Annotated in this window: 24 protein-coding genes; 12 read left to right on the top strand and 12 right to left on the bottom strand. The window is 61.8% G+C overall.

Annotated elements, in window-relative coordinates:
• The first annotated feature begins 91 nt into the window (after positions 1–91).
• Entirely contained in the window at positions 92–1,309 is a 1,218-nt protein-coding gene (locus tag ABCR88_RS26050; protein WP_011063107.1) for an argininosuccinate synthase, read from the top strand.
• A 386-nt stretch (positions 1,310–1,695) separates the two neighbouring features.
• A complete protein-coding gene (locus ABCR88_RS26045) occupies positions 1,696–2,322 on the top strand; it encodes a response regulator transcription factor (RefSeq protein WP_011063106.1) in 627 nt (208 codons plus the stop codon).
• Between the two features lie 147 nt (positions 2,323–2,469).
• Here the strand turns inward: ABCR88_RS26045 and ABCR88_RS26040 are convergent, their stop codons facing one another.
• From ABCR88_RS26040 to metG, 8 genes are all read right to left on the bottom strand, one after another.
• Entirely contained in the window at positions 2,470–2,649 is a 180-nt protein-coding gene (locus ABCR88_RS26040; protein WP_011063105.1) for a hypothetical protein, read from the bottom strand.
• A 107-nt stretch (positions 2,650–2,756) separates the two neighbouring features.
• Positions 2,757–3,395: an endonuclease III gene (gene nth, locus ABCR88_RS26035; protein ID WP_015636814.1), complete on the bottom strand. Its 639-nt coding sequence runs from the start codon at positions 3,393–3,395 to the stop codon at positions 2,757–2,759.
• A gap of 7 nt (positions 3,396–3,402) precedes the next feature.
• Positions 3,403–3,999 (bottom strand): Rnf-Nqr domain containing protein, encoded by a 597-nt coding sequence (locus ABCR88_RS26030; RefSeq protein ID WP_041119686.1) that lies wholly within the window; start codon positions 3,997–3,999, stop codon positions 3,403–3,405.
• Positions 3,992–4,603, bottom strand: coding sequence for an RnfABCDGE type electron transport complex subunit G (locus tag ABCR88_RS26025; RefSeq protein WP_232641859.1), 612 nt, complete (start codon positions 4,601–4,603; stop codon positions 3,992–3,994). The genes ABCR88_RS26030 and ABCR88_RS26025 overlap by 8 nt, the downstream gene beginning before the upstream one ends.
• Positions 4,600–5,592, bottom strand: a complete 993-nt coding sequence (locus tag ABCR88_RS26020; protein ID WP_232641858.1) for an RnfABCDGE type electron transport complex subunit D — start codon at positions 5,590–5,592, stop codon at positions 4,600–4,602. The genes ABCR88_RS26025 and ABCR88_RS26020 overlap by 4 nt, the downstream gene beginning before the upstream one ends.
• Entirely contained in the window at positions 5,579–6,784 is a 1,206-nt protein-coding gene (locus ABCR88_RS26015) for an RnfABCDGE type electron transport complex subunit B (RefSeq protein ID WP_350403673.1), read from the bottom strand. The genes ABCR88_RS26020 and ABCR88_RS26015 overlap by 14 nt, the downstream gene beginning before the upstream one ends.
• Positions 6,781–7,362, bottom strand: coding sequence for an Rnf-Nqr domain containing protein (locus ABCR88_RS26010; RefSeq protein WP_232642032.1), 582 nt, complete (start codon positions 7,360–7,362; stop codon positions 6,781–6,783). The genes ABCR88_RS26015 and ABCR88_RS26010 overlap by 4 nt, the downstream gene beginning before the upstream one ends.
• A gap of 130 nt (positions 7,363–7,492) precedes the next feature.
• Positions 7,493–9,538 (bottom strand): methionine--tRNA ligase, encoded by a 2,046-nt coding sequence (gene metG, locus ABCR88_RS26005; RefSeq protein WP_232641856.1) that lies wholly within the window; start codon positions 9,536–9,538, stop codon positions 7,493–7,495.
• 162 nt (positions 9,539–9,700) lie between these two features.
• Between metG and apbC the strand changes: the two genes are divergently transcribed.
• Positions 9,701–10,795 carry an iron-sulfur cluster carrier protein ApbC gene (gene apbC, locus ABCR88_RS26000; RefSeq protein ID WP_011063097.1) on the top strand — a complete coding sequence of 365 codons (1,095 nt, stop codon included), beginning with the start codon at positions 9,701–9,703 and terminating at the stop codon, positions 10,793–10,795.
• A 101-nt stretch (positions 10,796–10,896) separates the two neighbouring features.
• Here apbC and ABCR88_RS25995 read toward each other — a convergent pair whose 3' ends face one another.
• The gene (locus ABCR88_RS25995; RefSeq protein ID WP_232641855.1) at positions 10,897–11,655 is read right to left on the bottom strand and encodes an SDR family oxidoreductase; all 759 of its coding nucleotides are present in this window, start codon (positions 11,653–11,655) and stop codon (positions 10,897–10,899) included.
• A gap of 164 nt (positions 11,656–11,819) precedes the next feature.
• Here ABCR88_RS25995 and ABCR88_RS25990 point away from each other — a divergent pair, with 164 nt between their 5' ends.
• From ABCR88_RS25990 to groL, 4 genes are all read left to right on the top strand, one after another.
• Positions 11,820–12,551: a HugZ family protein gene (locus tag ABCR88_RS25990; RefSeq protein WP_232641854.1), complete on the top strand. Its 732-nt coding sequence runs from the start codon at positions 11,820–11,822 to the stop codon at positions 12,549–12,551.
• A gap of 66 nt (positions 12,552–12,617) precedes the next feature.
• Entirely contained in the window at positions 12,618–13,094 is a 477-nt protein-coding gene (locus ABCR88_RS25985; protein ID WP_011063094.1) for an FxsA family protein, read from the top strand.
• Between the two features lie 252 nt (positions 13,095–13,346).
• Entirely contained in the window at positions 13,347–13,640 is a 294-nt protein-coding gene (locus ABCR88_RS25980) for a co-chaperone GroES (protein WP_011063093.1), read from the top strand.
• A 49-nt stretch (positions 13,641–13,689) separates the two neighbouring features.
• Positions 13,690–15,333: a chaperonin GroEL gene (gene groL / locus ABCR88_RS25975; protein ID WP_011063092.1), complete on the top strand. Its 1,644-nt coding sequence runs from the start codon at positions 13,690–13,692 to the stop codon at positions 15,331–15,333.
• 140 nt (positions 15,334–15,473) lie between these two features.
• On the opposite strand, the gene ABCR88_RS25970 is transcribed toward groL, so the two are convergent.
• On the bottom strand, positions 15,474–17,423 hold the full coding sequence (locus tag ABCR88_RS25970) for an LTA synthase family protein (protein WP_350403672.1): 1,950 nt from the start codon (positions 17,421–17,423) through the stop codon (positions 15,474–15,476).
• 204 nt (positions 17,424–17,627) lie between these two features.
• Here ABCR88_RS25970 and colR point away from each other — a divergent pair, with 204 nt between their 5' ends.
• The 5 genes from colR to ABCR88_RS25945 all read left to right on the top strand — a co-directional run bounded on the left by colR (position 17,628) and on the right by ABCR88_RS25945 (position 21,405).
• Positions 17,628–18,311: a two-component system response regulator ColR gene (colR, locus tag ABCR88_RS25965; RefSeq protein ID WP_047288861.1), complete on the top strand. Its 684-nt coding sequence runs from the start codon at positions 17,628–17,630 to the stop codon at positions 18,309–18,311.
• A complete protein-coding gene (locus ABCR88_RS25960) occupies positions 18,301–19,581 on the top strand; it encodes a HAMP domain-containing sensor histidine kinase (RefSeq protein ID WP_236184156.1) in 1,281 nt (426 codons plus the stop codon). Before colR ends, ABCR88_RS25960 begins: the two co-directional genes overlap by 11 nt.
• 198 nt (positions 19,582–19,779) lie before the next feature.
• Positions 19,780–20,460 carry a class I SAM-dependent methyltransferase gene (locus ABCR88_RS25955; protein WP_041120703.1) on the top strand — a complete coding sequence of 227 codons (681 nt, stop codon included), beginning with the start codon at positions 19,780–19,782 and terminating at the stop codon, positions 20,458–20,460.
• A 4-nt stretch (positions 20,461–20,464) separates the two neighbouring features.
• On the top strand, positions 20,465–21,178 hold the full coding sequence (locus tag ABCR88_RS25950) for a lipopolysaccharide kinase InaA family protein (RefSeq protein WP_041119679.1): 714 nt from the start codon (positions 20,465–20,467) through the stop codon (positions 21,176–21,178).
• Positions 21,179–21,180: 2 nt separating this feature from the next.
• A complete protein-coding gene (locus ABCR88_RS25945; protein ID WP_041119677.1) occupies positions 21,181–21,405 on the top strand; it encodes a hypothetical protein in 225 nt (74 codons plus the stop codon).
• Positions 21,406–21,467: 62 nt separating this feature from the next.
• Here ABCR88_RS25945 and ABCR88_RS25940 read toward each other — a convergent pair whose 3' ends face one another.
• On the bottom strand, positions 21,468–22,565 hold the full coding sequence (locus tag ABCR88_RS25940; RefSeq protein ID WP_041120702.1) for a DUF1513 domain-containing protein: 1,098 nt from the start codon (positions 22,563–22,565) through the stop codon (positions 21,468–21,470).
• A gap of 2 nt (positions 22,566–22,567) precedes the next feature.
• Positions 22,568–23,632 carry an imelysin family protein gene (locus ABCR88_RS25935; RefSeq protein ID WP_011063084.1) on the bottom strand — a complete coding sequence of 355 codons (1,065 nt, stop codon included), beginning with the start codon at positions 23,630–23,632 and terminating at the stop codon, positions 22,568–22,570.

Raw genomic sequence — 23,632 nt, 5'->3', positions numbered from 1 at the left:
CTTGGTCGTCATAAGCTGTCGCGCCTCTGTAAATTATCCGCGTGGATCGGTAGACTTGGCGGCTTTCCGTACAACCCCGTGGAGTGATGGCATGGCGGACGTTAACAAGGTCGTTCTGGCGTATTCGGGCGGCCTGGACACTTCGGTGATCCTCAAGTGGCTGCAGGATACTTACAACTGTGAGGTAGTGACTTTCACTGCTGACCTGGGCCAAGGCGAAGAGGTCGAGCCGGCCCGCGCCAAGGCGCAAGCCATGGGCGTCAAAGAGATCTACATCGACGATCTGCGCGAAGAGTTCGTGCGTGATTTCGTCTTCCCGATGTTCCGCGCCAACACCGTCTACGAAGGCGAGTACCTGCTGGGTACTTCCATCGCTCGTCCGTTGATCGCCAAGCGCCTGATCGAAATCGCCAACGAAACCGGCGCCGACGCCATTTCCCATGGCGCCACCGGCAAGGGCAACGATCAGGTGCGTTTCGAACTGGGCGCCTACGCCCTCAAGCCGGGTGTGAAGGTGATTGCTCCTTGGCGCGAGTGGGACCTGCTGTCCCGCGAGAAGCTGATGGACTACGCCGAGAAGCACGGGATCCCGATCGAACGTCACGGCAAGAAGAAATCCCCGTACTCGATGGATGCCAACCTGCTGCACATCTCCTATGAAGGTGGCGTGCTGGAAGACACCTGGACCGAGCACGAAGAAGACATGTGGCGCTGGACTGTCTCCCCGGAGAAGGCCCCAGATACCCCGCAATACCTGGAACTGACCTACCGCAACGGCGATATCGTGGCACTGGACGGCGTCGAGATGACCCCGGCCACCGTGCTGGCGACCCTGAACCGCATCGGTGGCGAACACGGTATCGGTCGCCTGGACATCGTCGAGAACCGTTACGTGGGCATGAAGTCCCGCGGCTGCTACGAGACACCTGGCGGCACCATCATGCTGCGTGCTCACCGCGCCATCGAGTCCATCACCCTGGACCGCGAAGTGGCTCACCTCAAAGACGAGCTGATGCCCAAGTACGCCAGCCTGATCTACACCGGCTACTGGTGGAGCCCTGAGCGTCTGATGCTGCAACAGATGATCGACGCCTCCCAGGCCCACGTGAATGGTGTGGTACGCCTGAAGCTGTACAAGGGCAACGTGATCGTGACCGGTCGCAAGTCTGACGAGTCGCTGTTCGACGCCAACATCGCTACCTTCGAAGAGGACGGCGGTGCCTACAACCAGGCGGACGCAGCTGGCTTCATCAAGCTCAACGCCCTGCGCATGCGCATTGCCGCGAACAAGGGTCGGACCCTGGTCTGATGCTTTGAGTGGTTGAAGAAAGCCCTGCGATAAGCGGGGCTTTTTTTTGCCCGGGATAATTGCAGTGAGCGTCGGGGCCTAATTCAGATCAGCAAATGTCTGTTGGGCAAGGTGAGCCACTTCTTGACGGGCGGAGTACCAAGTACCGCTACTGAGAGTGCTTGTAGGTTGGGGTTTTATTAGTACGAAAAGTAGCTGATTTGACGATTGATCCTAGGCGGTTTGGACATTGAACCACTTTTATCTAGGTCGTTTTGTAAGGCAATTCGGTATTGTTTGTAAGGATCGTCCTCGTAAGGTCGTAGCCCTCTGTAGCACGGTGTCAGAGTCAATTCTCTGGGGTATTGTGCGGGCTCTAAAAAAACTCTCAGGACTGAGATGGACCTATGAAAAGAGTATTGATCGTGGATGATCACCCTGTTGTCCGTTTGGCTGTGCGTATGTTGATGGAGCGCCATGGTCTTGAAGTAGTAGCGGAAGCAGATAACGGCACGGATGCATTGAAGTTGGCTCTTGAATATGTTCCAGATATCTTGATTCTGGATATTGGAATTCCGCAACTTGATGGGCTCGAAGTTATAAACCGGCTGATGTCCAGAGGTATGTCGATCAAGATTCTGGTATTGACCCTGCAAGTTCCTGGGCCTTTTTCCATGCGCTGCATGCAGGCCGGTGCTGCCGGTTATGTGTGCAAGCAGCAGGACATCACCGAGCTGTTGAGTGCCGTGCGTGCGGTGCTTGCGGGATACAGCTACTTCCCCAACGAGGCCTTGCATACTTTTCGTTCAAGCCAGGGCATCAGCAGTGAGCAGCAGATGATCGAGCTGCTTTCAGGGCGCGAATTGATCGTATTGAAACAACTCACCAACGGCATGAGTAACAAGGAAATTGCCGAGGGGTTGTGCTTGAGCAACAAGACCATCAGTACCTACAAGCGTCGGTTGCTGGCCAAACTCAATGCTCGTTCACTGGTTGATCTGATCGAGTTCGCTCAACGGCATCGGTTGATATGAGCCTTTAGAGCACGTGCGCATTGAGACGGTGTTGCTGGATGGGCTCGCTTGAGTGCCGACGCAGCCGATCAGTCGGGGAGGCTGACCGGCCAGATTTGCGGCTGCGCACAGGTACAAAAAAACCTCCATGGGGAGGTTCTTTTGTGACTAGAGGTCAAAGTCGTAATCGGCCAACTGTTTTTGCAGGCGCCGTTCCTCGAGGAGATTGTCGATGGTCCGGCGCTTGCTCAGATTGGTTTTCGCCACTTCGACCACCGGTTCTGCGTCATCTGTTTCAGCTGCGACGAAATCGTCTTCTACGTCCAGTTGTTCTTTGCCAGTACTCATAAGGTCGACTCCAGGCTAGGACTGCCATTGGCGCTCCTTATATCGATATTCTCCTGGCGGGTAAAAAAGATTTTTTCAATCGATCTATCGGCAAAATCAATGGTTGCTCAATCGTCGGAAGTCTTTTGCTTGTATTCGCACAGATCCTCGATTCGACAGCTGCCACAGCGTGGCTTGCGTGCCAGGCAAACGTAGCGGCCGTGGAGGATCAGCCAGTGATGGGAGTCCAGCAGAAACTCCTTGGGCACGAACTTCATGAGTTTCTTTTCGACCTCGACCACGTTCTTTCCCGGGGCCAGCCCGGTTCGGTTGCTGACCCGGAAGATATGGGTATCCACCGCCATGGTCAGTTGCCGGAAAGCGGTGTTGAGGACCACGTTGGCGGTCTTGCGGCCCACCCCGGGCAGAGCCTCCAGCTCTTCCCGGGTCTGTGGTACTTCGCTGTTATGGCGTTCTACCAGCAGGCGGCAGGTCTCGATGACGTTCTTGGCCTTGCTGTTGTACAGGCCGATGGTCTTGATGTATTCGGACAGGCCTTCGACACCCAGGGCGTAGATTGCCGCTGGGGTATTGGCTACGGGGAAGAGCCTGGCAGTCGCCTTGTTGACCCCGACGTCGGTCGATTGCGCCGAGAGAATCACCGCGATCAGCAGCTCGAACGGCGAGGAATAGGCCAGCTCGGTTTTCGGTTCGGGGTTGTCTTCGTGTAGCCGGCGAAAGATTTCCAGGCGTTTGGCGGCATTCATGGGTGATTCATTTCCTCGAAGGCGGTCGGTTTAAGGTCCAGGAGCCGGCCCAGGCTCGTTTTGCGGCCAGCAGCGCACCCAGCAGGATAAAACCGCCGGGGGCGAGGGTCAGCAGGCGTAGCCCCCCATGTGGCAGCACGACCCAGCCGTTGCCTGCATCCGGCTGGCCGACAAGCCAGCCCAGATGGCTGCCCAGCGTACCAGCGCCCAGCAGCTCGCGCAGGGCACCCAGGCCGATCAGGGCCACACAGAAAGCGCCGGCCAGGCGCAGTCGGTTGCGGTGCTGGAAAAAGCCCGCCTGTTCCAGTACCACGCATTGCAGGGGCAGCAGGCCCAGGTACAGGCTCAATTGCTGGTGCAGCTCATAACTCCAGGCCTGCAGCGCCAGCCACAGGCAACTGCCGAGGCTGGCGCTGAGCAGCAGGCTGGCCAGCCAGTGGTGGCGGGCCTCGATGGGCGGACGCAGCAGGCGCATGCCGGCGCCGTAGAGGCCGATCAGCAATACCCAGGCCAGGGCCAGGCCGATTGCCTTGACCCAGGAGTCCGTAGCCCCGATCAGGGGTGGCAGCATCAGCAGCCCCGGCAATGACAGCGGCTTATTCATGAGGCGTTCCAGGGAGCAGTTGTCCGCGGTGTTCGTCGAAGTAGCGCAAGGCATCATGCAAGGCACTGATCACCGCACGGGAAGTGATGGTGGCGCCGGCAATCTGATCGAACTGCCCGTTGTCCTTTTTCAAGGCCCAGGCGCTGTCGCCCGGATCATTGCGGGATTTTCCTGAAAACCCCTGGAGCCAGGCATTGGGCCAGCTGGCAATATGTGCTCCCAGCCCCGGAGTCTCATCCTGCCGGAGGGTCTTGCTGCCCAGCAGGCGCCCCTGGGGGTCGATAGCGATCAGCAACTCGATGGGGCCGGCGTAGCCTGTGACCTGGCTGCGTAGCAGCACGGCGCTGGGCCGGCCATTGCGGGTGGCCAGGTAGCCATCGAGCAGGCGACTGTTGCTCAGTTGCCCATCGGCCAAGGGCAATGGCTGGTCCAGGGGCTGGTTGTCATAGCTGCCGGCGGGCAGCACATCCAACAGCTTGCGTGCCTGCAAGGCCCGTTGTTCGGCTTCTATGCGTGGAGTGGCGGCATATTGCAGCCACAGGGTGGCACCGATGCCCAAGGAGCCGAGCAGCATCAGCAGCAACAGGCTGCGAGCCCCTTTCATGATGGGCGCTCCAGCGGTTTTTCGGAGCTCAGGCGCTCCAGGGCCGGTACCGCCAGGTTCATCAGCAGCACGGCGAATGCGAGCCCGTCGGGGTAGCCACCCCAAGTGCGGATCAGGTAGGTGAGCAGGCCCACGCCAACGCCAAACAGCAGGCGGGCCTTGGCGGCCTTGGGGCCGGACACCGGCTCGGTGACGATAAAGAACGCACCGAGCATGCTGGCGCCGCTGAGCAGGTGGAACAGCGGCGAACCGTGGGAGTCGGAGCCGCTGCCGTTCCAGCACAGCAGGCTGATCAGCAGCAGGCTGCCAAGCATGCCCACGGGCGCCTGCCAGCCGATGACCCGCTGTTGCAGCAGAAACAGGCCGCCAGCCAGAAATCCAAGGTTGACCCATTCGGTACCAAGGCCGCCGAAGTGACCGAAGGCGGGGTTGCCGGCAAAGAGTTCATCGACGGTCAGGCTCTTGTTGATCCGCAGGCTGTCCAGCGCCGTGGCCTGGGCCCAGGCGTCCGGGGGCGGGTTGCCTCCCAGGCCGAATACCTGTTGCAGCCCGCCGAGCAGGTCCAGGGCATGGGGCGTGGGCCAGTGGGTCATGGATTGCGGGAAGCACAACAGGGCCAGCGCATAGCCCAGCATGGCCGGGTTGAAGGGGTTCTGGCCGACACCGCCATACACCTGCTTGCCCAAGAGCATGGCGCTGGCGGCAGCGCTCAGCGGCAGCCACCAGGGGCAATAGGGTGGCAGGGCCAGGGCCAGCAAGGTGGCACTGACCAGCGCACTGCCATCGCTGAGGGCAGGTTGCAGGTGACGCCGCCGCAGGAACAGCACCAAGGCTTCCATGGCCAGGGCCCCACTGGCTGCCAGCAGTAGATTCAGCAGTGGCCCCCAGGCATACAACCACAGCAGTACCAGCAGCCCCGGCAGCGTGGCCAGCAGCACGCGCTGCATGGCCTGGCGCAGGCGCGGGTCGACTGTTTCAGGGCACGTCATGGGCGTTTACCTGGCGCTCGGCTTCGCTCAGGCGGGCTTGGGCCTGGGCCAGTTGTTCGCGGCTGGTTTCGGTCTGGCGTTGCAGTTTGCTCAGTTCGGCTCGGGCGTAGGCCAGTTCGGTCTTCAGTTGTCGCAGTTGTGGGGCGATCGGGCGTTTCTCGATCCGCTCCAGTACTGGTGCCGGTTTGCCACTGGCGTCTTCCGCGGCGTGCAGCGCCTGTTCGGCCGCCGCCAGGGCCGCGGCGAGGGTTTGCAGTTCGGCTTCGGGGGCTGCTGCGGCCTGGGCCTTTTTCAGTTCGGCGCGGCGCATCGCCAACTGGATCTTGGCTCGCTTGAGGTCGGCATCCCGGGCCACCGGCGCGGTCGGTGTAGGCGCCTGGGTTTCCAGTTGGGCCAGTGCCTGCTCGGCCACTTCGAACTGGCGCTGCAGGACGATCAACTGCGATTGCTGCTCTAAGGTCGGCGGATGGCCGAAGGCCTTGAGGGATTTGTGCAATTGGGCGCGACTCATGGCCAGCTCGATCTTGGCCTTTTTCAAGGCGGCATCGGCCGCCGCGGCTTTCTGTGCGCGGACCCGCTCGATAGCCGACTGAACCGGATCCTGGCTGGCGTCGCTGGCCTGGGTGGCGCGCTGGGCCCTGGCCTGACGTTCGGCCAGGCGCCGGGCCTCTTCGCGCTGCAAGCGATCATTGCGCTGCTCGAAGCGGCGCCGGGCGTGATCGCGTTTGGCGGCGCGAGCCTGCAACTGCTCGGGACTGCTGGCCAGGCCGCCGACAATGGGCAGCACTCGGGCCATGGGCAACGGCAGCATGTCGATGCAATCCACCGGGCAGGGCGCCACACAGAGGTCGCAGCCGGTGCATTCGTCGATCAATACGCTGTGCATGAGCTTCGCCGCGCCGACGATGGCGTCCACCGGGCAGGCCTGGATGCACTTGGTGCAGCCGATGCATTCGGCCTCGCGGATATGGGCGATCTGCGCCGGGGCCTCGCCACGGCTGTGGTCCAGTTCCACCACCGGCAACTGGAGCAGTTGTGCCAGGCCGGCGATGGTTTCCTGGCCCCCTGGCGGACACTTGTTGATGGCCTCGCCGCTGGCGATGCCCTGGGCGTAGGGTTTGCATCCGGCGTGGCCGCACTTGCCGCATTGGGTCTGGGGCAAAAGGGCGTCGATGCGTTGAATCAGACTCATGTCTTGAGCAGTCCGTTGAAGCCGAAAAACGCCACTGCCAGCAGGCCGGCGCTGATCAGGTCGATCGGCAGGCCTTGCCAGGGCAGGGGAATATCGTTGGTGGAAATACGCTGGCGCAGGTCATTGAGCAGGCTCAGTACCAACCAGAAGCCCAGCCCGGCACCCAGGCTCATGGCGCCGAGGGTCGCCAGCCCAAGGTTTTCCCCGCTGGCGATCAACAGCAGGCCGAGCATCCCGGCATTGGCCAGCAACAAGGGCCAGAGGCCATCGAATGGCAAACCGGGCAGGGCCCGGGGCAGCCAGTGTAGCGCCGGTCTGATCAGCAGCACACTCAGGGACAGCCAGGTAAACAGCTGCAAGGACTGCAGCCCCCAGGGCACCAGCACGCCACGATAGAGGACGTGGCCGAGTACGCAACTGACCAGCATCAAGACCGTCGTTGCCAGGCCCAGCGCATGGATCCGAAGCCGAGCGCTATCGGCTGGGGCCTGCAGCAGAGGGTCGACGCCCAGCGGCCACTGCAACACGAAGTTGTTGATCAGGGCAGTGCTGACAAGGACGAGGAGGAAGTCGGTCATGGTCGGGGCCGGTACGGGCAGGCTGTCCTTCAAGAGTAGGCAAACTCCAGCGTCGGCGCAGGGCCCGCCAGATATGCAAATCCCCCCGTTGCGCCGGGCGCAACGGGGGGATGGGGTCCAGCCTGCAGCCTTACTTGATCCGCTGGCCGGGCTTGGCGCCGCTGTCCGGGCTCAGCAGGTAGATTTCTTCACCGCCAGGGCCGGCAGCCATCACCATGCCTTCGGAGATGCCGAACTTCATTTTCCGTGGCTTGAGGTTGGCGATCATCATGGTCAGGCGGCCATCGAGCTTGGACGGATCAGGGTAGGCGCTCTTGATGCCGGAGAACACGTTGCGCTGTTCGTCGCCGATATCCAGGGTCAGGCGCAGCAGCTTGTCGGCACCCTCCACGGCTTCGGCCTTGACGATCAGGGCGACACGCAGGTCGATGGCGGCAAAGGCATCGAAGTCGATTTCCGCGGACAGCGGGTCCTTCACCAGTTCACCGTTGCCTTTAGGGCTACCGGTGTCGGTCTGGCTGGCGGCCAGGTCTTCCTTGGAGGCGTCGGTCATGGCTTGCACTTTTACCGGGTCGATCCGCGTCATCAGCGGCTTGAATTCGTTGAGCTGATGGTTGGCCAGCAGTTGCTGGTGGTCGTTCCAGGTCAGCGGGGCCACGTTGAGGAAGGCCTCGGCATCGGCAGCCAGCAGTGGCAGCACCGGTTTGAGGAAGATCACCAACTGGCGGAACAGGTTGATGCCAGTGGCGCAGATGGCCTGGACTTCATCCTGCTTGCCTTCCTGCTTGTTCAGCGACCATGGAGCCTTGTCGGCGATCCAGGCGTTGGCACGGTCGGCCAGGCCCATGATCTCGCGCATGGCCCGGGCGAAGTCACGGGCTTCATAGGCGTCGGCGATGCTTGGCGCCGCGGCCAGGAAGGCCTCGGTCAGCTCGGGGGCGGCATTGCTGTCCACCATCACCCCGGCATTGCCCTTGTGGATGAAGCCGGCGCAACGGCTGGCGATGTTCACCACCTTGCCCACCAGATCGGAGTTGACCTTCTGTACGAAGTCTTCGAGGTTCAGATCCAGGTCGTCGACACCACGGCCCAGCTTGGACGCGTAGTAGTAACGCAGGTATTCCGGCGACAGGTGCTCCAGGTAGGTGCGGGCCTTGATGAAGGTGCCACGGGACTTGGACATCTTCTGGCCATTGACCGTCAGGTAGCCGTGGACGTTGATGCCGGTCGGCTTGCGATAGCCGGCGCCTTCGAGCATGGCGGGCCAGAACAGGGCGTGGAAGTTGACGATGTCCTTGCCGATGAAGTGATACAGCTCGGCGGTGGAGTCCTTGCCCCAGAAGGCGTCGAAATCCAGTTCCGGACGACGGCTGCAGAGGTTCTTGAAGCTGGCCATGTAGCCGATCGGCGCGTCCAGCCACACATAGAAGTACTTGCCCGGCTCATCCGGGATCTCGAAGCCGAAGTACGGTGCATCGCGGGAGATGTCCCACTGCTGCAGGCCGGCGTCCAGCCACTCGGCGATCTTGTTGGCCACGGCGTCCTGCAGGGTGCCGCTGCGGGTCCAGCTCTGCAGCATCTGCTGGAAGTCCGGCAGCTTGAAGAAGAAGTGCTGCGAATCCTTGAGCACCGGAGTGGCGCCGGAGATCGCCGACTTGGGATCCTTCAGGTCGGTCGGGGCATAGGTGGCCCCGCATTTTTCGCAGTTGTCGCCGTACTGGTCCTCGGTGCCGCATTTCGGGCAGGTGCCCTTGATGAAGCGGTCGGCCAGGAACATTTTCTTTTCCGGGTCGAAATACTGGGTGATTGAGCGCGTGGCGATGTGCCCGGCGTCCCGCAGCTTGAGGTAGATCTGGCTCGACAGCTCACGGTTTTCTTCAGCGTGAGTCGAGTGGAAGTTGTCGAAATCCACCAGGAACTCGGCAAAGTCGGCGCAGTGTTCAGCCTGCACGTTGGCGATCAGTTGTTCCGGGGTGATGCCTTCCTTCTCCGCGCGCAACATGATGGCCGAGCCGTGTGCGTCGTCCGCGCAGACATAGATGCATTGGTTGCCGCGTAGCTTCTGGAAGCGCACCCACATGTCGGTCTGGATGTACTCAAGCATGTGGCCAAGGTGGATGGAACCATTGGCATAGGGCAGGGCGCTGGTGACGAGGATCTTGCGTGGCTCGGACATGGGGCTCGGCTACTTGATGAAACGGAGGTCGGCCACTATAAAGCGCCGGAGCGGAATTTTCACCCTTCCAGGCACATTGTGCGCAGCAAGCTTTCTCGCCACGAAGGAGTCGGCGGCGTAGGATAGCCGGCTGATTTTCCTGTCTTGTTATCGGAGTTGCCCATGAGCGCCGTCAATCGCGCAGCGGTGGAAGCCGTCCTTCGTCAATACACCGACCCTTACCTGAACCAGGACCCGGTCAGCGCCGGCTGCGTACGGGACATCGAGGTCCAGGGCGACCGGGTCACGGTCCGCATGGAACTGGGTTATGCCGCCGGCCTGTTCAAGAGTGGCTGGGCGCAGATGCTGCAACTGGCCATCGAGGGCCTGGACGGCGTGAGCTCGGCCAAGGTCGAGATCAGCAGCGTCATTGCCGCGCACAAGGCCCAGGCGCAGATCCCAGGCCTGGCCAACGTCAAGAACGTGGTGGCGGTGGCTTCCGGCAAGGGCGGTGTGGGCAAGTCCACCACCGCGGCCAACCTGGCCCTGGCCCTGGCCCGCGAAGGCGCCAAGGTGGGGATTCTCGACGCCGACATCTATGGCCCGAGCCAGGGCATCATGTTCGGCATCGCCGAAGGCACCCGGCCGAAGATCAAGGACCAGAAGTGGTTCGTACCGATCGAGTCCCACGGCGTGGAGGTCATGTCCATGGCCTTCCTCACCGATGACAACACGCCGATGGTCTGGCGCGGTCCTATGGTCTCCGGGGCCTTGCTGCAACTGGTGACCCAGACCGACTGGGGCAACCTGGACTACCTGGTGATCGACATGCCGCCAGGCACCGGCGACATCCAGCTGACCCTGGCGCAGAAAGTCCCGGTGGCCGGTGCGGTGATCGTCACCACGCCCCAGGACCTGGCTCTGCTGGATGCGCGCAAGGGCGTGGAGATGTTCCGCAAGGTCAACATCCCGGTGCTGGGCGTGGTGGAGAACATGGCGGTGCACATCTGCTCCAACTGTGGCCATGCCGAGCACCTGTTTGGCGAAGGTGGCGGCGAGAAGCTGGCCAGCCAGTACGATGTCGAGCTGCTGGCCTCGCTACCGCTGTCGATGCTGATCCGCGAGCAGGCCGACGGCGGCAAGCCGACGGTGATCGCCGAGCCGGAAAGCCAGATCGCCATGGTCTACCAGGAGTTGGCGCGGCATGTGGGCGCGCGCATTGTCTTGCAAGAAGCGGCCGCCCCGGCGATGCCCAACATCACCATCAGCGACGACTGAAGCCCCAGGCGGGTGAGTCATGTAGGGGCCGGCTTGCCGGCGAAGGCGTCCTCAAGTTCGCTTTCGCCGGCAAGCCGGCTCCTACCGTTGCGATGACAGGATCAGACCCGCAGGCCGCCGTCCATTTCCAGGATGCGCCCGGTGTAGTAGTCGTTCTCGAAGATATAGGCCGCCGAGTGGGCGATCTCTTCCGGTTTGCCCATGCGTTTGAGCGGAATGCCGGAAGTCATCTTCTCCAGGGCCTCGGGCTTCATCCCCAAGGTCATCTCGGTTTCGATAAAGCCCGGGGCAATGCCCGCCACGCGGATGCCGTAGCGCGCGAGTTCCTTGGCCCAGGTGACCGTGGCTGCCGCGACCCCGGCCTTGGCCGCGGAATAGTTGGTCTGGCCGATATTGCCGGCGCGGGAGATTGAAGAAATGTTGATGATCGCGCCGTTGTTTCCGAGCTCGATCATCTTCGCCGCCACTTCCCGGGTACAGAGGAAGACCCCGGTCAGGTTGACGTCGATCACCGCCTGCCACTGGGCCAGGCTCATCTTGGTCATCTGGCCGTCCTTGACCTTGACCAGCAGGCCGTCGCGCAGGATCCCGGCGTTGTTGATCAGGCCGTGGATGGCGCCAAAGTCCTCGGCGACCTGGGCCACCATGTGGTTCACCTGCTCTTCATCGGCGACGTTGCACAGATAGGCACGGGCTTCGACGCCGTGGGTCTTGCACGCCGCGACAGCCTGGTCGAGCTTTTCCTGGTTCAGATCGACCAATGCCAGCCGCGCGCCCCTGGCTGCGAAATACTCAGCCATGGAGCGGCCCAGACCTTGGCAACCGCCGGTGATAATGATTACTTTGTCAGTGAGTTGCATTCGCATGTCCCGCTAGCTGGTCTTGAGGGGAGTCCTTTTCGGGAACCCTCGCTCGGCGGCCGGACCTGGCCTGGCTGCAGATGAGAGTTGCCCTGTTGGCGTAGCTGGAACAATGCTCCAGGCGCCCGTCCGTTTTCGACGGATTCTACATAAGGAGTCATAAAGTGAGCGTTGAAGCTGCCAAGAATGCACGAGAACTGCTGCTCAAGGAATATCGTGGGGTGCTGTCCACTCACTCCAAGGCCATGCCGGGATTTCCCTTCGGGTCGGTGGTGCCCTATTGCCTGGACGCCGAGGGCCGGCCGCTGATCCTGATCAGCCGTATCGCCCAGCACACCCACAACCTGCAGAAGGATCCCAAATGCTCGCTGCTGGTGGGTGAGCGCGATGCCGATGACGTGCAGGCAGTCGGTCGCCTGACCTACCTGGCCGAGGCTGAGAAGCTCGAGGACGAGGCCGCCATCGAAGCCGCAGCCGAACGTTACTACCGTTACTTTCCCGAGTCACAGAACTACCACAAGGCCCATGACTTCGATTTCTGGGTGCTCAAGCCGGTACGCCACCGCTACATCGGCGGCTTCGGGGCGATCCACTGGGTCGACCAACTGACCCTGGCCAACCCCTTCGCCGGAAAGGCCGAGCTGAGCATGGTGGAACACATGAACAGCGACCATGCCAAGGCCATTGCCCACTATGTCCAGTTGACCGGGTTGCCGGACAGCGCGCCGGCGCAGATGGCCGGGATCGATACCGAAGGCATGCACCTGCGCATCGGCCAGGCGTTGTATTGGCTGCCCTTCCAGGCGCCTTGCAATACGCCGACACAAGTACGCGAGGCCCTGGTTTTCCTGGCCCGAGCTGATCAATGGCCGAAAAATCCGCCCCTGGGTGCTTGAATTCACGAATTGGCGACGTCATTTACGGTCTACTGGAAGGCATTCTTCCGCAGAGGAAACCATTTGATGCGCCCTTTTCTGTTGCTCTTTTTACTTTTCCCGGTGCTCGAGCTGTTCGTCTTCGTCAAGGTCAGCGCGGCCATCGGGTTTTTCCCGGCGCTGCTGCTGATCATTCTCGGTTCGATGCTCGGTGTGCTGGTGTTGCGCGTGGCCGGTCTGGCCACGGCACTGCGTGCCCGTGAAAGTCTCAATCGCGGTGAGCTGCCGGCCCAGCAAATGCTCGAGGGCCTGATGCTGGCCCTGGGTGGTGGTTTGCTGATCCTGCCGGGTTTCATCAGCGATGTGTTCGGCCTGCTGATGCTGTTGCCGATCAGCCGTCGCCTGCTGGCCAATAAAATGCGCCAGCGTGCCGAGGAGCAGGCCTTGCGCCAGCGCGCCTTTGCCGACGACATGCGTGCCGCCCGTGGCGGCCCTGCGCCCCAGCAGCCGCTGGGCCGCGAGCCCAACGTGATCGAAGGCGAATTCGAGCACCGCGACTCCTGAGTCAGAAGCGCAAGGCTCACGGCACCTTCGGGTGCCGTGTTCGTTTTGGCGCCAGCGATGTAAAAAATTTCATCGGCCAGCCCTTGTAATAACCTTATGCGCCCTTATGTAACGGTCACCGCAAGGTTTCTGGTGCTGACACCAGACAGACTTCCGCGGCTCGCTTGTCGAGCCGCACCCGGCAAAGCCGGATTTGCTAACCCGCCGGTATCGACACCGGCCGTTGAAAACCACAATTAGGAGAGATCGACAATGAAGCTTCGTCCTCTGCATGACCGCGTCGTCATCCGTCGCAGCGAAGAAGAATCGAAAACTGCCGGCGGTATCGTTCTGCCTGGTTCGGCTGCTGAAAAACCTAACCGTGGCGAAATCGTCGCTGTAGGTACCGGCCGTGTGCTGGACAACGGTGAAGTACGTGCGCTGGCCGTGAAAGTGGGTGACAAAGTGGTGTTTGGCCCGTACTCCGGCAGCAACACCGTGAAAGTCGATGGCGAAGATCTGCTGGTAATGGCCGAGAACGAGATTCTCGCTGTTATCGAAGGCTGATTTCCCGCGTATTTTCCCGCTACTACACAGTATTTAAGGAATATCGATCATGGCTGCTAAAGAAGTTAAATTCGGCGATTCCGCCCGCAAGAAAATGCTCACTGGTGTCAACGTTCTGGCTGACGCAGTAAAAGCGACCCTGGGCCCGAAAGGCCGTAACGTGATCATCGAGAAGAGCTTCGGCGCTCCGACCATCACCAAGGACGGCGTTTCCGTTGCCAAAGAAATCGAGCTGAAAGATCGCTTCGAAAACATGGGCGCGCAGCTGGTCAAAGACGTCGCCTCCCGTGCCAACGATGACGCTGGCGACGGCACCACCACCGCTACCGTTCTGGCTCAGTCGATCGTCAACGAAGGCCTGAAAGCCGTCGCTGCCGGCATGAACCCGATGGACCTGAAACGCGGTATCGACAAGGCGACCATCGCCATCGTCAAGGAACTGAAGGGTCTGTCCAAGCCATGCGCTGACTCCAAAGCCATCGCTCAGGTCGGCACCATCTCCGCCAACTCCGACAACTCCATCGGCGACATCATTGCCGAAGCCATGGAAAAAGTCGGTAAAGAAGGCGTGATCACCGTTGAAGAAGGCTCGGGCCTGGAAAACGAACTGTCTGTCGTAGAAGGCATGCAATTCGACCGCGGCTACCTGTCCCCTTACTTCATCAACAAGCCGGACACCATGGTCGCCGAACTCGACGGCCCGCTGATCCTGCTGGTGGACAAGAAGATCTCCAACATCCGCGAAATGCTGCCAGTGCTGGAAGCCGTTGCCAAAGCCGGCCGCCCACTGCTGATCGTGGCTGAAGACGTTGAAGGCGAAGCCCTGGCGACTCTGGTTGTGAACAACATGCGCGGCATCGTCAAAGTCGCTGCCGTCAAGGCACCTGGCTTCGGCGACCGTCGCAAGGCCATGCTGCAGGACATCGCCGTTCTGACCGGCGGTACCGTCATCTCCGAAGAGATCGGCCTGAGCCTGGAAAGCACCACCCTGGAGCACCTGGGTAACGCCAAGCGCGTGATCCTGTCCAAAGAAAACACCACCATCATCGACGGTGCTGGCGTTGAAGCGGACATCCAGGCTCGTGTGACTCAGATCCGTCAACAAGTCGCCGACACTTCGTCCGACTACGACCGTGAAAAACTGCAAGAGCGTCTGGCCAAGCTGTCCGGCGGCGTTGCAGTGATCAAGGTTGGCGCTGGTTCCGAAGTTGAAATGAAAGAGAAGAAGGCCCGCGTTGAAGACGCCCTGCATGCTACCCGTGCAGCCGTTGAAGAAGGCGTGGTACCTGGCGGTGGCGTAGCCCTGATCCGTGCTCTGCAAGGCATCAACGACCTGAAAGGCGACAACGCCGACCAGGACGTGGGTATCGCTGTTCTGCGTCGCGCTATCGAAGCGCCACTGCGCCAGATCGTTGCCAACTCCGGTGACGAGCCAAGCGTTGTTGTGGACAAGGTCAAGCAGGGTGCCGGCAACTTCGGCTACAACGCTGCTACCAGCGAATACGGCGACATGATCGAAATGGGCATCCTGGATCCAACCAAGGTAACCCGTTCCGCGCTGCAAGCAGCTTCGTCCATCGGCGGTCTGATCCTGACCACCGAAGCCGCTGTTGCTGAAATCGTGGAAGACAAGCCTGCAGCTGGCGGCATGCCAGACATGGGCGGCATGGGTGGCATGGGCGGCATGATGTAAGCCAGCCTTACCCCTGTACTGAAAAAGCCCCGCCGGTGAAAGCCGGCGGGGCTTTTTTATGCCCCGGATATGGGGGCGCCTGGATCTTCGCGGGCAAGCCTGCTCCACTTCTGTAGGAGCGGGCTTGCCCGCGAACGACTTCAGCGCTGGCTCAGTTCATCCGCCGCAGCCTTGGGCGCCTTCCAGCCCAGCAATTGCTGCTTGAAGCCATAACTGGCGCTCTGGTAGTAGCTGATCCCGCGCTGGATCAACGGATCGCTGTCCGCTACCCGGGATTCCTGGCTGGCGCCCAGGGCCTGGTCATGCCGGCGCAACCCCTGGCGCGGGCTGAGAATCGCCAGGTCCTGGCCGTCGAACAGGCCCAGGTGCTGATAGTTGCCCACCAGCACCCGGGGAGGCAGGGGGTTGTCCTGCAGCAGGTTGCGTCCGAAGAAGGTCGACTCGTAGTCCAGGTTCAACAGGCCCAGCAGGGTTGGCGCCAGGTCGATCTGGCTGGCCAGCTGTGCATTTTCCCGCGCCGGAATCAGCTTGGGCGCATAGATGAACAACGGAATCTGATAGTTGCTGATGGGCAGGTCTTCCTTGCCCGCGCTGCCTGCGGTGTGGTCGGCGACAAACACGAAAATGGTGTTGTCGAACCAGGGCTTCTGGCGGGCGGCCTTGAGGAACTGGCCAATGGCGTAGTCGCTGTATTTCACCGCGCCGTCCCGGCCCTTGCCGGACTTGATGTCGATCCGGCCATCGGGATAGGTGTAAGGGCGATGGTTGGAGGTGGTCATCAGTTGCAACAGGAAGGGCCGCTGCTGTGCGTAGTCGGCGTCCGCCAGCTTCAGGGTCTGGGTGTAAAGGTCTTCGTCGGCCATGCCCCAGGCGTTCTTGAAGTGGATCTCGGATTCCTCGACGCTGCTCTGGTCCACCACGCGGTAGCCGTTGCCGCTGAAGAAGGCATTCATGTTGTCGAAGTAACCCCGGCCGCCATAGACAAACACACTGTCGTAACCCACGGCCCGCAGTTGCTGGCCAAGGCTGGCGAAACCACTTTCACGACCGATGCGCTTGACGATGGAGCGCCCTGGGGTGGGGGGAATCGCCAGGGTGATGGCTTCCAGCCCGCGGTCGGTACGGGTGCCGGTGGCGTAGAAGTTGTTGAAGTACAGGCTCTGTGCGCGCAACGCATCCAGGTTCGGGGTCAGGTTGCGGTCGTCGCCGTTGCTGCCCATGTATTTGGCGCTGAAGCTTTCTATGGTCACCAGGACGATGTTGGGGGTGCGTGGAGCCCCCGGGTTGTCGATGGCGCGCCGGATATCCAGCGGGTCCTTGCCGATGAAGCGGGCATTGGGTTCATTCAGTTCGGCGCGCATCTGGCGGGCCACCACATCGGCGGGCAGGCTGCGATAGAACTGCTGGTAGTCCAGCTCGTTGTTACGAAAGGCGGCAAAGAACTGATAGGGGCCGTTGCTCGCCAGTTCGTTCTGATAGGCGTTACCGCCCTGGCTGCGCGGGCTGTCCTGGCTGAGCAGTTGCAGGCTGGCGCCGGCCACCAGCAGCAGGCCGAGGGCACTGAGCAGGCGGCCACGCAGAGGCGGCAAGGGCGCATCCAGCGCAGCCTTCAGGGGCTTGCGCAGGGCCAGGCTCAGGGCGATTGCCGCCAGGGCCAGCAGGCTCATGTACAGGCCGATCGGGTAGGACTCGAGAATGTTGTTGAGGACCTCGTCGGAGTACACCAGGTAATCGACGGCGATGAAGTTGAAGCGCACGCCGAATTCATCCCAGAACAGCCACTCCGCCACCGCCGTGAACAGCATGGCGAACAGGCTCAGGCTGAACAGGCCCTGCAACAGCCAACGGTGGCCGCGCCGACGCCACAGGGCGGGTGGGCAGAGCACCAGGTACAGGCCCAGGGGCAGGGCGGCATAGGCCAGGAAACCCAGGTCGTAGAGCAGGCCGACGCCGAACAGTGGCAGCCAGCCGCTACCGGCTTCGTCGAGGTGGGTGAGCAGCAAAATACCGCGGGTCAGCAGGAAAATCGCCAGCCAGGTGCTGGTCAGCAGCAGCACGAAACGCGCCGGAGCTGTCTTGAGAAGATCCATCAGAGGGTGTTCCTTGGGGGCAAATGGCCCGCAGTCTGAGGTTGTCCCTGTAGTCAGCTTGTGAACCGCTGGTGAAAATATTGTTAAGCCCCCAGGCTCGGGAAAACTCTGCCATGCACTGGCCGACAAGGCTGGCGGCGAGCCGGACTTGGCCTTAAGCTGCGCGAGCCAAGATGGCCGTAACCCTGTACGGAGAGAGTGCCGATGCGAATTCTACTGGTTGAAGACAACCGCGATATTCTCGCCAACCTGGCTGACTACCTGGGGCTCAAGGGCTATACCGTGGATTGCGCCCAGGACGGCCTGTCCGGGTTGCACCTGGCGGCCACTGAGCATTACGACCTGATTGTGCTCGATATCATGCTGCCGGGAATCGATGGCTATACCCTGTGCAAGCGCCTGCGCGAAGACGCCCGGCGTGATACTCCGGTGATCATGCTCACCGCCCGCGATCAGCTCGACGACCGCCTTCAGGGCTTCAAGTCCGGGGCGGATGACTACCTGCTCAAACCCTTCGCTCTCTCGGAACTGGCGGCGCGTATCGAGGCGGTGATGCGCCGTTCCCAGGGTGGTGGCCGTCGGGCGCTGCAGGTTGGCGACCTGAGCTACGACCTCGATACCCTGGAGGTCACCCGCGAAGGCCGCTTGCTCAAGCTCAACCCGGTGGGCCTCAAGCTGCTGGCGGTGCTGATGCAGAAAAGCCCCCATGTGCTGCGTCGGGAGATCCTCGAAGAAGCCCTGTGGGGCGACGATTGCCCGGACAGCGACAGCCTGCGCAGCCATGTTCACCAATTGCGCCAGGTGATCGACAAGCCGTTCGCCAAGCCGCTGCTGCACACCGTGCACGGTGTCGGGTACCGCCTGGCCGAGGGCCGAGATGGAGTTTAAGCAGAGCCTTGCCCAGCGCATCATCATCGCCTTTGCGTTGATGAGCGCAATGGTGGCGGGGGCGTTCGCCATGGGCATCGTGGCGACGGTGCACCTGGTGGAGGAGAAGCTCATCTCCGCAGGCCTGGGCGGTGACCTGCAACGCTTGTTGCTGATGGATAACGTCGGCGACTGGAGCCACCGTCCCGAGCCCGACCAGTTGTTCTACTACAGTGGCGGGCGCGGCGACTTCGAGCTGCCCAAGGATTTGCGCCATCTGGATCCGGGTTTCCACGAGGTGTTCCGCGAGGAGTTGTCCTATCACGCCATGGTCGAGGTGGTGGACGGTCGGCGCTATGTGCTGCTGCAGGACCAGAGCGATTTCGAAGAGCGCGAGCGGGTGTTGTTCGCCGTGGTGTTGGTAGGTTTTGTCCTGAGCCTGGCGCTGGCGGTGTTTCTCGGCTGGATCCTGGCTCGCCGGGTGATGGCGCCGGTGGTGCGTCTTGCCCGGCAGGTACGCCACCGGGATCAACTGCTGGGCCTGGCTCCGCCCCTGGCGCCGGACTACGCGGCGGACGAGGTGGGAGAGCTGGCCATTGCCTTCGATGCAACCCTGGGCCGCTTGCGCCAGGCCTTGAGCCGCGAGCGGCTGTTCACCAGCGATGTCAGTCACGAACTGCGCACGCCATTGATGGTTCTGGCCACTTCCTGCGAGCTGCTGCTGGAGAATCCACGGCTGGACCCCCGTGGGCGAGCCCAGGTCGAACGCATCGCTCGCGCTTGCGACGAAATGCGCGAGCTGGTGCAGACTTTCCTGATGCTGGCCCGAGCCCAGCGTGAAGATGCCAGCATGTCGCCGCAGCTGAGCCTGAGCCAGGCGGCCAGTGACTTGATCGGTATCTGGCGCGAAGCCATCGAGGCCAAGGGGCTTGAGCTGATCTTCGAGCCCGGAACCCCAGGTGACAATCGCTATAACGCCACCTTCCTGCATGCGGTGATGGGCAACCTGCTGCGCAACGCCTTGCACTACACCGAACAGGGTTTCATCCGCCTGAGCCTGGTACCCGATGGATTCGTGGTGGAGGACAGCGGCGTGGGCATTCCCGAGGAGAAGCGCGAGGCAATGTTCCAGCCATTTGTGCGAGGCGATGAAAAGCGTGGGGAAGGCCTGGGGCTGGGGCTGTCCCTGGTGCAGAGGATCTGCGAGAACCAGGGCTGGACTGTCAGCCTCACTACCATGACGCCCAATGGCTGTCGTTTTTTCGTTCAGCTGAACTCGGCCAAGGCTTGATTGTTCCTTCCCGGCCCTGTTTTACGGGGCCGGTCACTTGTCGTTTTTTCCTCTTAAGTGGCCCCAGGCCACTGTCCTCAGCCTGTAAAACCCTGAAATATTTCCTCGTTGGACGGTACGAAGTTTTCACAAAGGGATGACCTGTCGCTGACACGTCGCTGCTTAAGGTGGCGCCATCAGTTGCAGGAGACTTTGATGATGGCTACGCCGATCGAGCTGGAATTTTCCGAAAAATACGATGCCCAACACGCCCAGGAATACCTGCTCAAGCACCAGGATGGTCTGGCGCGGCAGTTGTCCCACAAGCGTGACGAACAATTGGCCCGTACTGCGCTGGCCCTGGCGGGAGAGCCCGGGCTGGTACTGGACCTGCCCTGCGGTGCCGGTCGTTTCTGGCCGCTGCTGGCAGAAAAAACCAATCGAGTGATCATTGGCGCTGACAATTCAGCAGCTATGCTGAGTACCGCCACGGTGGCCCAGCCGGCCGACGTGGTAAAACGGGTACGGCCCTTGCAGACCTCTGCGTTTGCCATTGATTTGCCGGACAACGCCGTGGACTGCATTTTCTCCATGCGTTTATTGCACCACATAGGCCAGGCGGAGCACCGCATGGCGCTGCTACGGGAGTTTCAGCGGGTCAGCCGTGACAGCGTGATCATCTCGTTGTGGGTCGATGGCAACTTCAAGGCCTGGAAACGCAAGCGCATGGAGCGCAAGCGCCAGGCTGAAGTTGGGCAGGAGGGTTACCAGAATCGTTTTGTGTTACCGGCGGCCAAGGTCGAAGAAGAATTCAGGCAAGCCGGCTTTCGTGTCCAGGAACACCTGGACTTCTTTCCGCTCTACGCCATGTGGCGGGTCTACGTATTACGCAAGAGGTAAGAGGATGGCTGTTGAATGTGCTTCGGAACTGGATGCCGCGCCCACAGATTGCTTCGAATACTTCTGGAACAAACAAGGTGAATGGGTCGAGGAACCCAATCAGCGTCGAGGCGGCGAGAGCGGCGTCCAACGCATTCAAAGCAGTAACGGCGGCCTGCTCTATGCCAAGCGGCAGATCGGGCACATTCATCGCAGTTGGTTGCACCCTTTCGGGCGACCGACGGTCCTGCGTGAGCGCGAGGCTCTGCAAGGCCTGCGCCTGCTGGACGTAGAGGTCCCGGAACTGGTGTTCTGCGGAGCCCGGCGTGGCCCGGAGCGACAATGGCAGGCGTTGCTGGTCACCGCAGCGCTGGAGGGCTTCATGGAGGTCGACAACTGGTATGCCGCCGGTGGGCGTGAACGCCATGGTGAAGCCTTTCATGATCGTGTGTTGCAGGCGGTGGCTGCGACCCTGGCGCGCATGCACAAGGGGCGCTGGCAACATGGTTGCCTGTACGCCAAGCACGTTTTCGTACGGGTGGACGGCGAGGGCGAGCAGGCTCAGGTACGCGTCGCACTGCTGGATTTCGAGAAATGCCGCCAGCGCTTGAGCAGCCGCCGGGCTGCGGCCCATGACCTCAAGCAACTGCGTCGCCATTCGTCGTGGAATGACACGGACTGGCAAAAGCTCTACTACTTTTACAAGACGGTGTTTGGCAGCCCCATCAAAGGTTTATAGCGATGAAGCTAGAAATTGCACGAGGTTTGTTCCTGGCAGGAGCCTTGGCAGTCGCTTCTTTGGCCGTAGCTGCCTGGGAGCAGCCGCGCACGCAGGTCCTGAGCGCCCAGGGAGACGCCCATTGCCCGTTGCCGCGGGTGGCGAAAGCCTCTGTGGCGGTCAAGCCCGATCATGATCTGTTGCTGTTCATGTTCGGCATGGCCCAAGGATTGAAACCCCAGAGTTGAAGCTTGTTCAGCCCCTAGAAAAAGGCCTCGCAGTGCGAGGCCTTTTGTTTGCCCGGAAATGATCAGATCAGATGCAGGTGGTTGTCCCACAGGCCCGCTGGAAGGTCCAGGGGCTTGGCCACGATCTGCGTCTGGCGGCAGTCGTAGAAGCGGCAGCGACCTTGTCCCGAGGTCACTACGAAGCCATCGGCTACCGCTCCGACACCGGCGCAATCTGGCAGCGGGGCGTCGACCCGCACCGCACCGCTGTCCAGGTCCCAGATAAAGAAGCGGTTGCCCCGGGGAGCGGTCAGGGCCACCAGCCGCAGGTCGCTGTGCACTGCCACGCTGGCGGTGTAGTGCCCCATGGCCTGCAATTGTTCCTGGGCTACCGGGAAGGGGGCGAAAGGCTGGCCGGGACGCTTGATCGCCAACAGTTCCGAGGAATCGTGGGCGGCGCCCATGAACTGCTGGCCGGTGACTATGGTGCCGTCGCCGGCAATGCCCATGTGGCGCACGCTGTTCATCTGCTGGGCTAGGGTTTCCTTGCTCAGCAGCGTGCCATCGCGCTGCATCAGGACCAGGCTCGGTTCCATGGCGTCGAGGTTCATCTCCACCCGGCTTTCGGCTTCGGTACGGATACCGCCGTTGGCCACCACCAGGGTTTCCCCGTCGGGCATCCATGACACCTGGTGGGGGCCGATGCCATGGGTGGACAGCTCGCCGCTGTGCACCAGGCGCTCACCCTCGAAGCGGTAGACACCCAGCAGGCCCCGGCCCGGGTCCCGGGTATCGTTCTCGGTGGCGTACAGCCATTCGCCGCTCTTGTGGATCACCGCATGTCCGTAGAAATGCCGGTCCGGTTGCGCGGTCAGGGTCTGCAGGAGCGCGCCGTTGCGCAGGTCGATCAGGTAGCTTTCGGTGCCCGGGCGCCGCGCCACGAACAGGGCGATGGGCAGTTGCGGGTGGTTGATGATGTCATGGCAACGTTGGCCGACCTGGGTGGCAAACACCTGTTTACCGTCCAGTTGATAACCGACGGCGTAATGCTTGCCGTCACCATCATCCCTGGCCGAAAGCAGCAGGGGCTGCTTGCCCTTTTGCTTGAACAGCGTCCAGCCGCCCAAGGTCACCGCACTGAGCAGCAGACTGCCCAGTGCCAAAGCCTGACGTCGCAGCATCATCAGTCACCGTCGTTGGCGTTGAAGCCCAGTTGGATCCCCAGCGCCTTGGCCAATTCGCCTTCATGCAGGCGGTGGACCACGTTGAGGCTGTCATACAGGTCGTTGAGTTGCTGGCGGCCAGCGTCGTCACTGAGCATTTCGGTCAGCGAGCGCTGGGTGCTGGCGAAGAGTTTCAGCGAGGCGGCGTAGGCGGCGTCGATCTTGTCAGCCAGAGGCTTCTGATCGGCAGGCAACAGGCCGCGCAGGCCCTTGTTGTCGACCCCGGCCCAGACCGTCTGGGCAGCGCTGAGGCTGGCTTCCAGGCCCTGCAGGGACGACTGGCTGCGCCAGGCATCGGCCTGGAACGGCTGCGGGATGCCCTTGGTCTGACGGCCCATCGGCGTGCCGAGCTTCTTCTTCAGGGTATCTAGGGCAGTGACCTGGACCCGCAGCAGGTCGGCGATGGCCTCGTGGGAGTCGGCGTACCGCTGGTTGGGGAACTTGCTCATCTGCGCGAGCATGCCGTCGTTGGTGTTCCAGCTCGACAGGATTTCTTCGGCCAGTTGTTTCTGGCGCTCACCAATGGCAGTCAGCAGTGGGCAGTAGCGGGCTTTCTGCGCGCTGTCGGCCATGTCGATCTTGCTGTCGAAGAGGATGTATTCGTAGGCCGACAGCCCCTGCACCACGACGCTGGACTTGGCCAGGGCGGCGGCATCGATCTGCGGGTTGGCGGTGACCAGTTGCTCCACCTGACGGCCCACCAGGTTCTTCTTGTCCGGCCAGAACTGGACCTGCCAGGAGCGGTTGCCCTCGGCCAGTGGGCCGATCAGCAACGGCTGGAGCTCGGCCCAGGCTTTTTGCGCATGGAGGAAGTCGGCCCGGGCGGTGTCCAGGCTTTCCTTGCCTTCACAGAAGGCCAGGGCACTGATGGCCAACTGGCGGTCGGCGTCGACCCAGCGACTGTAGGTCGGCAGGATGACCTGCTTGGCGATGGCCGCCGAGGTCACGGCTTGTGGGTCCTGGGGCGAGCAGGCGCCCAGGGCGAGTGCGGCAAGGCTGGTGAACAGCAGTTTGGGGCGGAACAT

This window comes from Pseudomonas sp. W17 (assembly GCF_040268305.1).
Lineage (GTDB): Bacteria > Pseudomonadota > Gammaproteobacteria > Pseudomonadales > Pseudomonadaceae > Aquipseudomonas > Aquipseudomonas protegens.
Note: the sequence above shows the minus strand (reverse complement) of the source record. Positions and strands in the feature narration are given on the sequence as shown.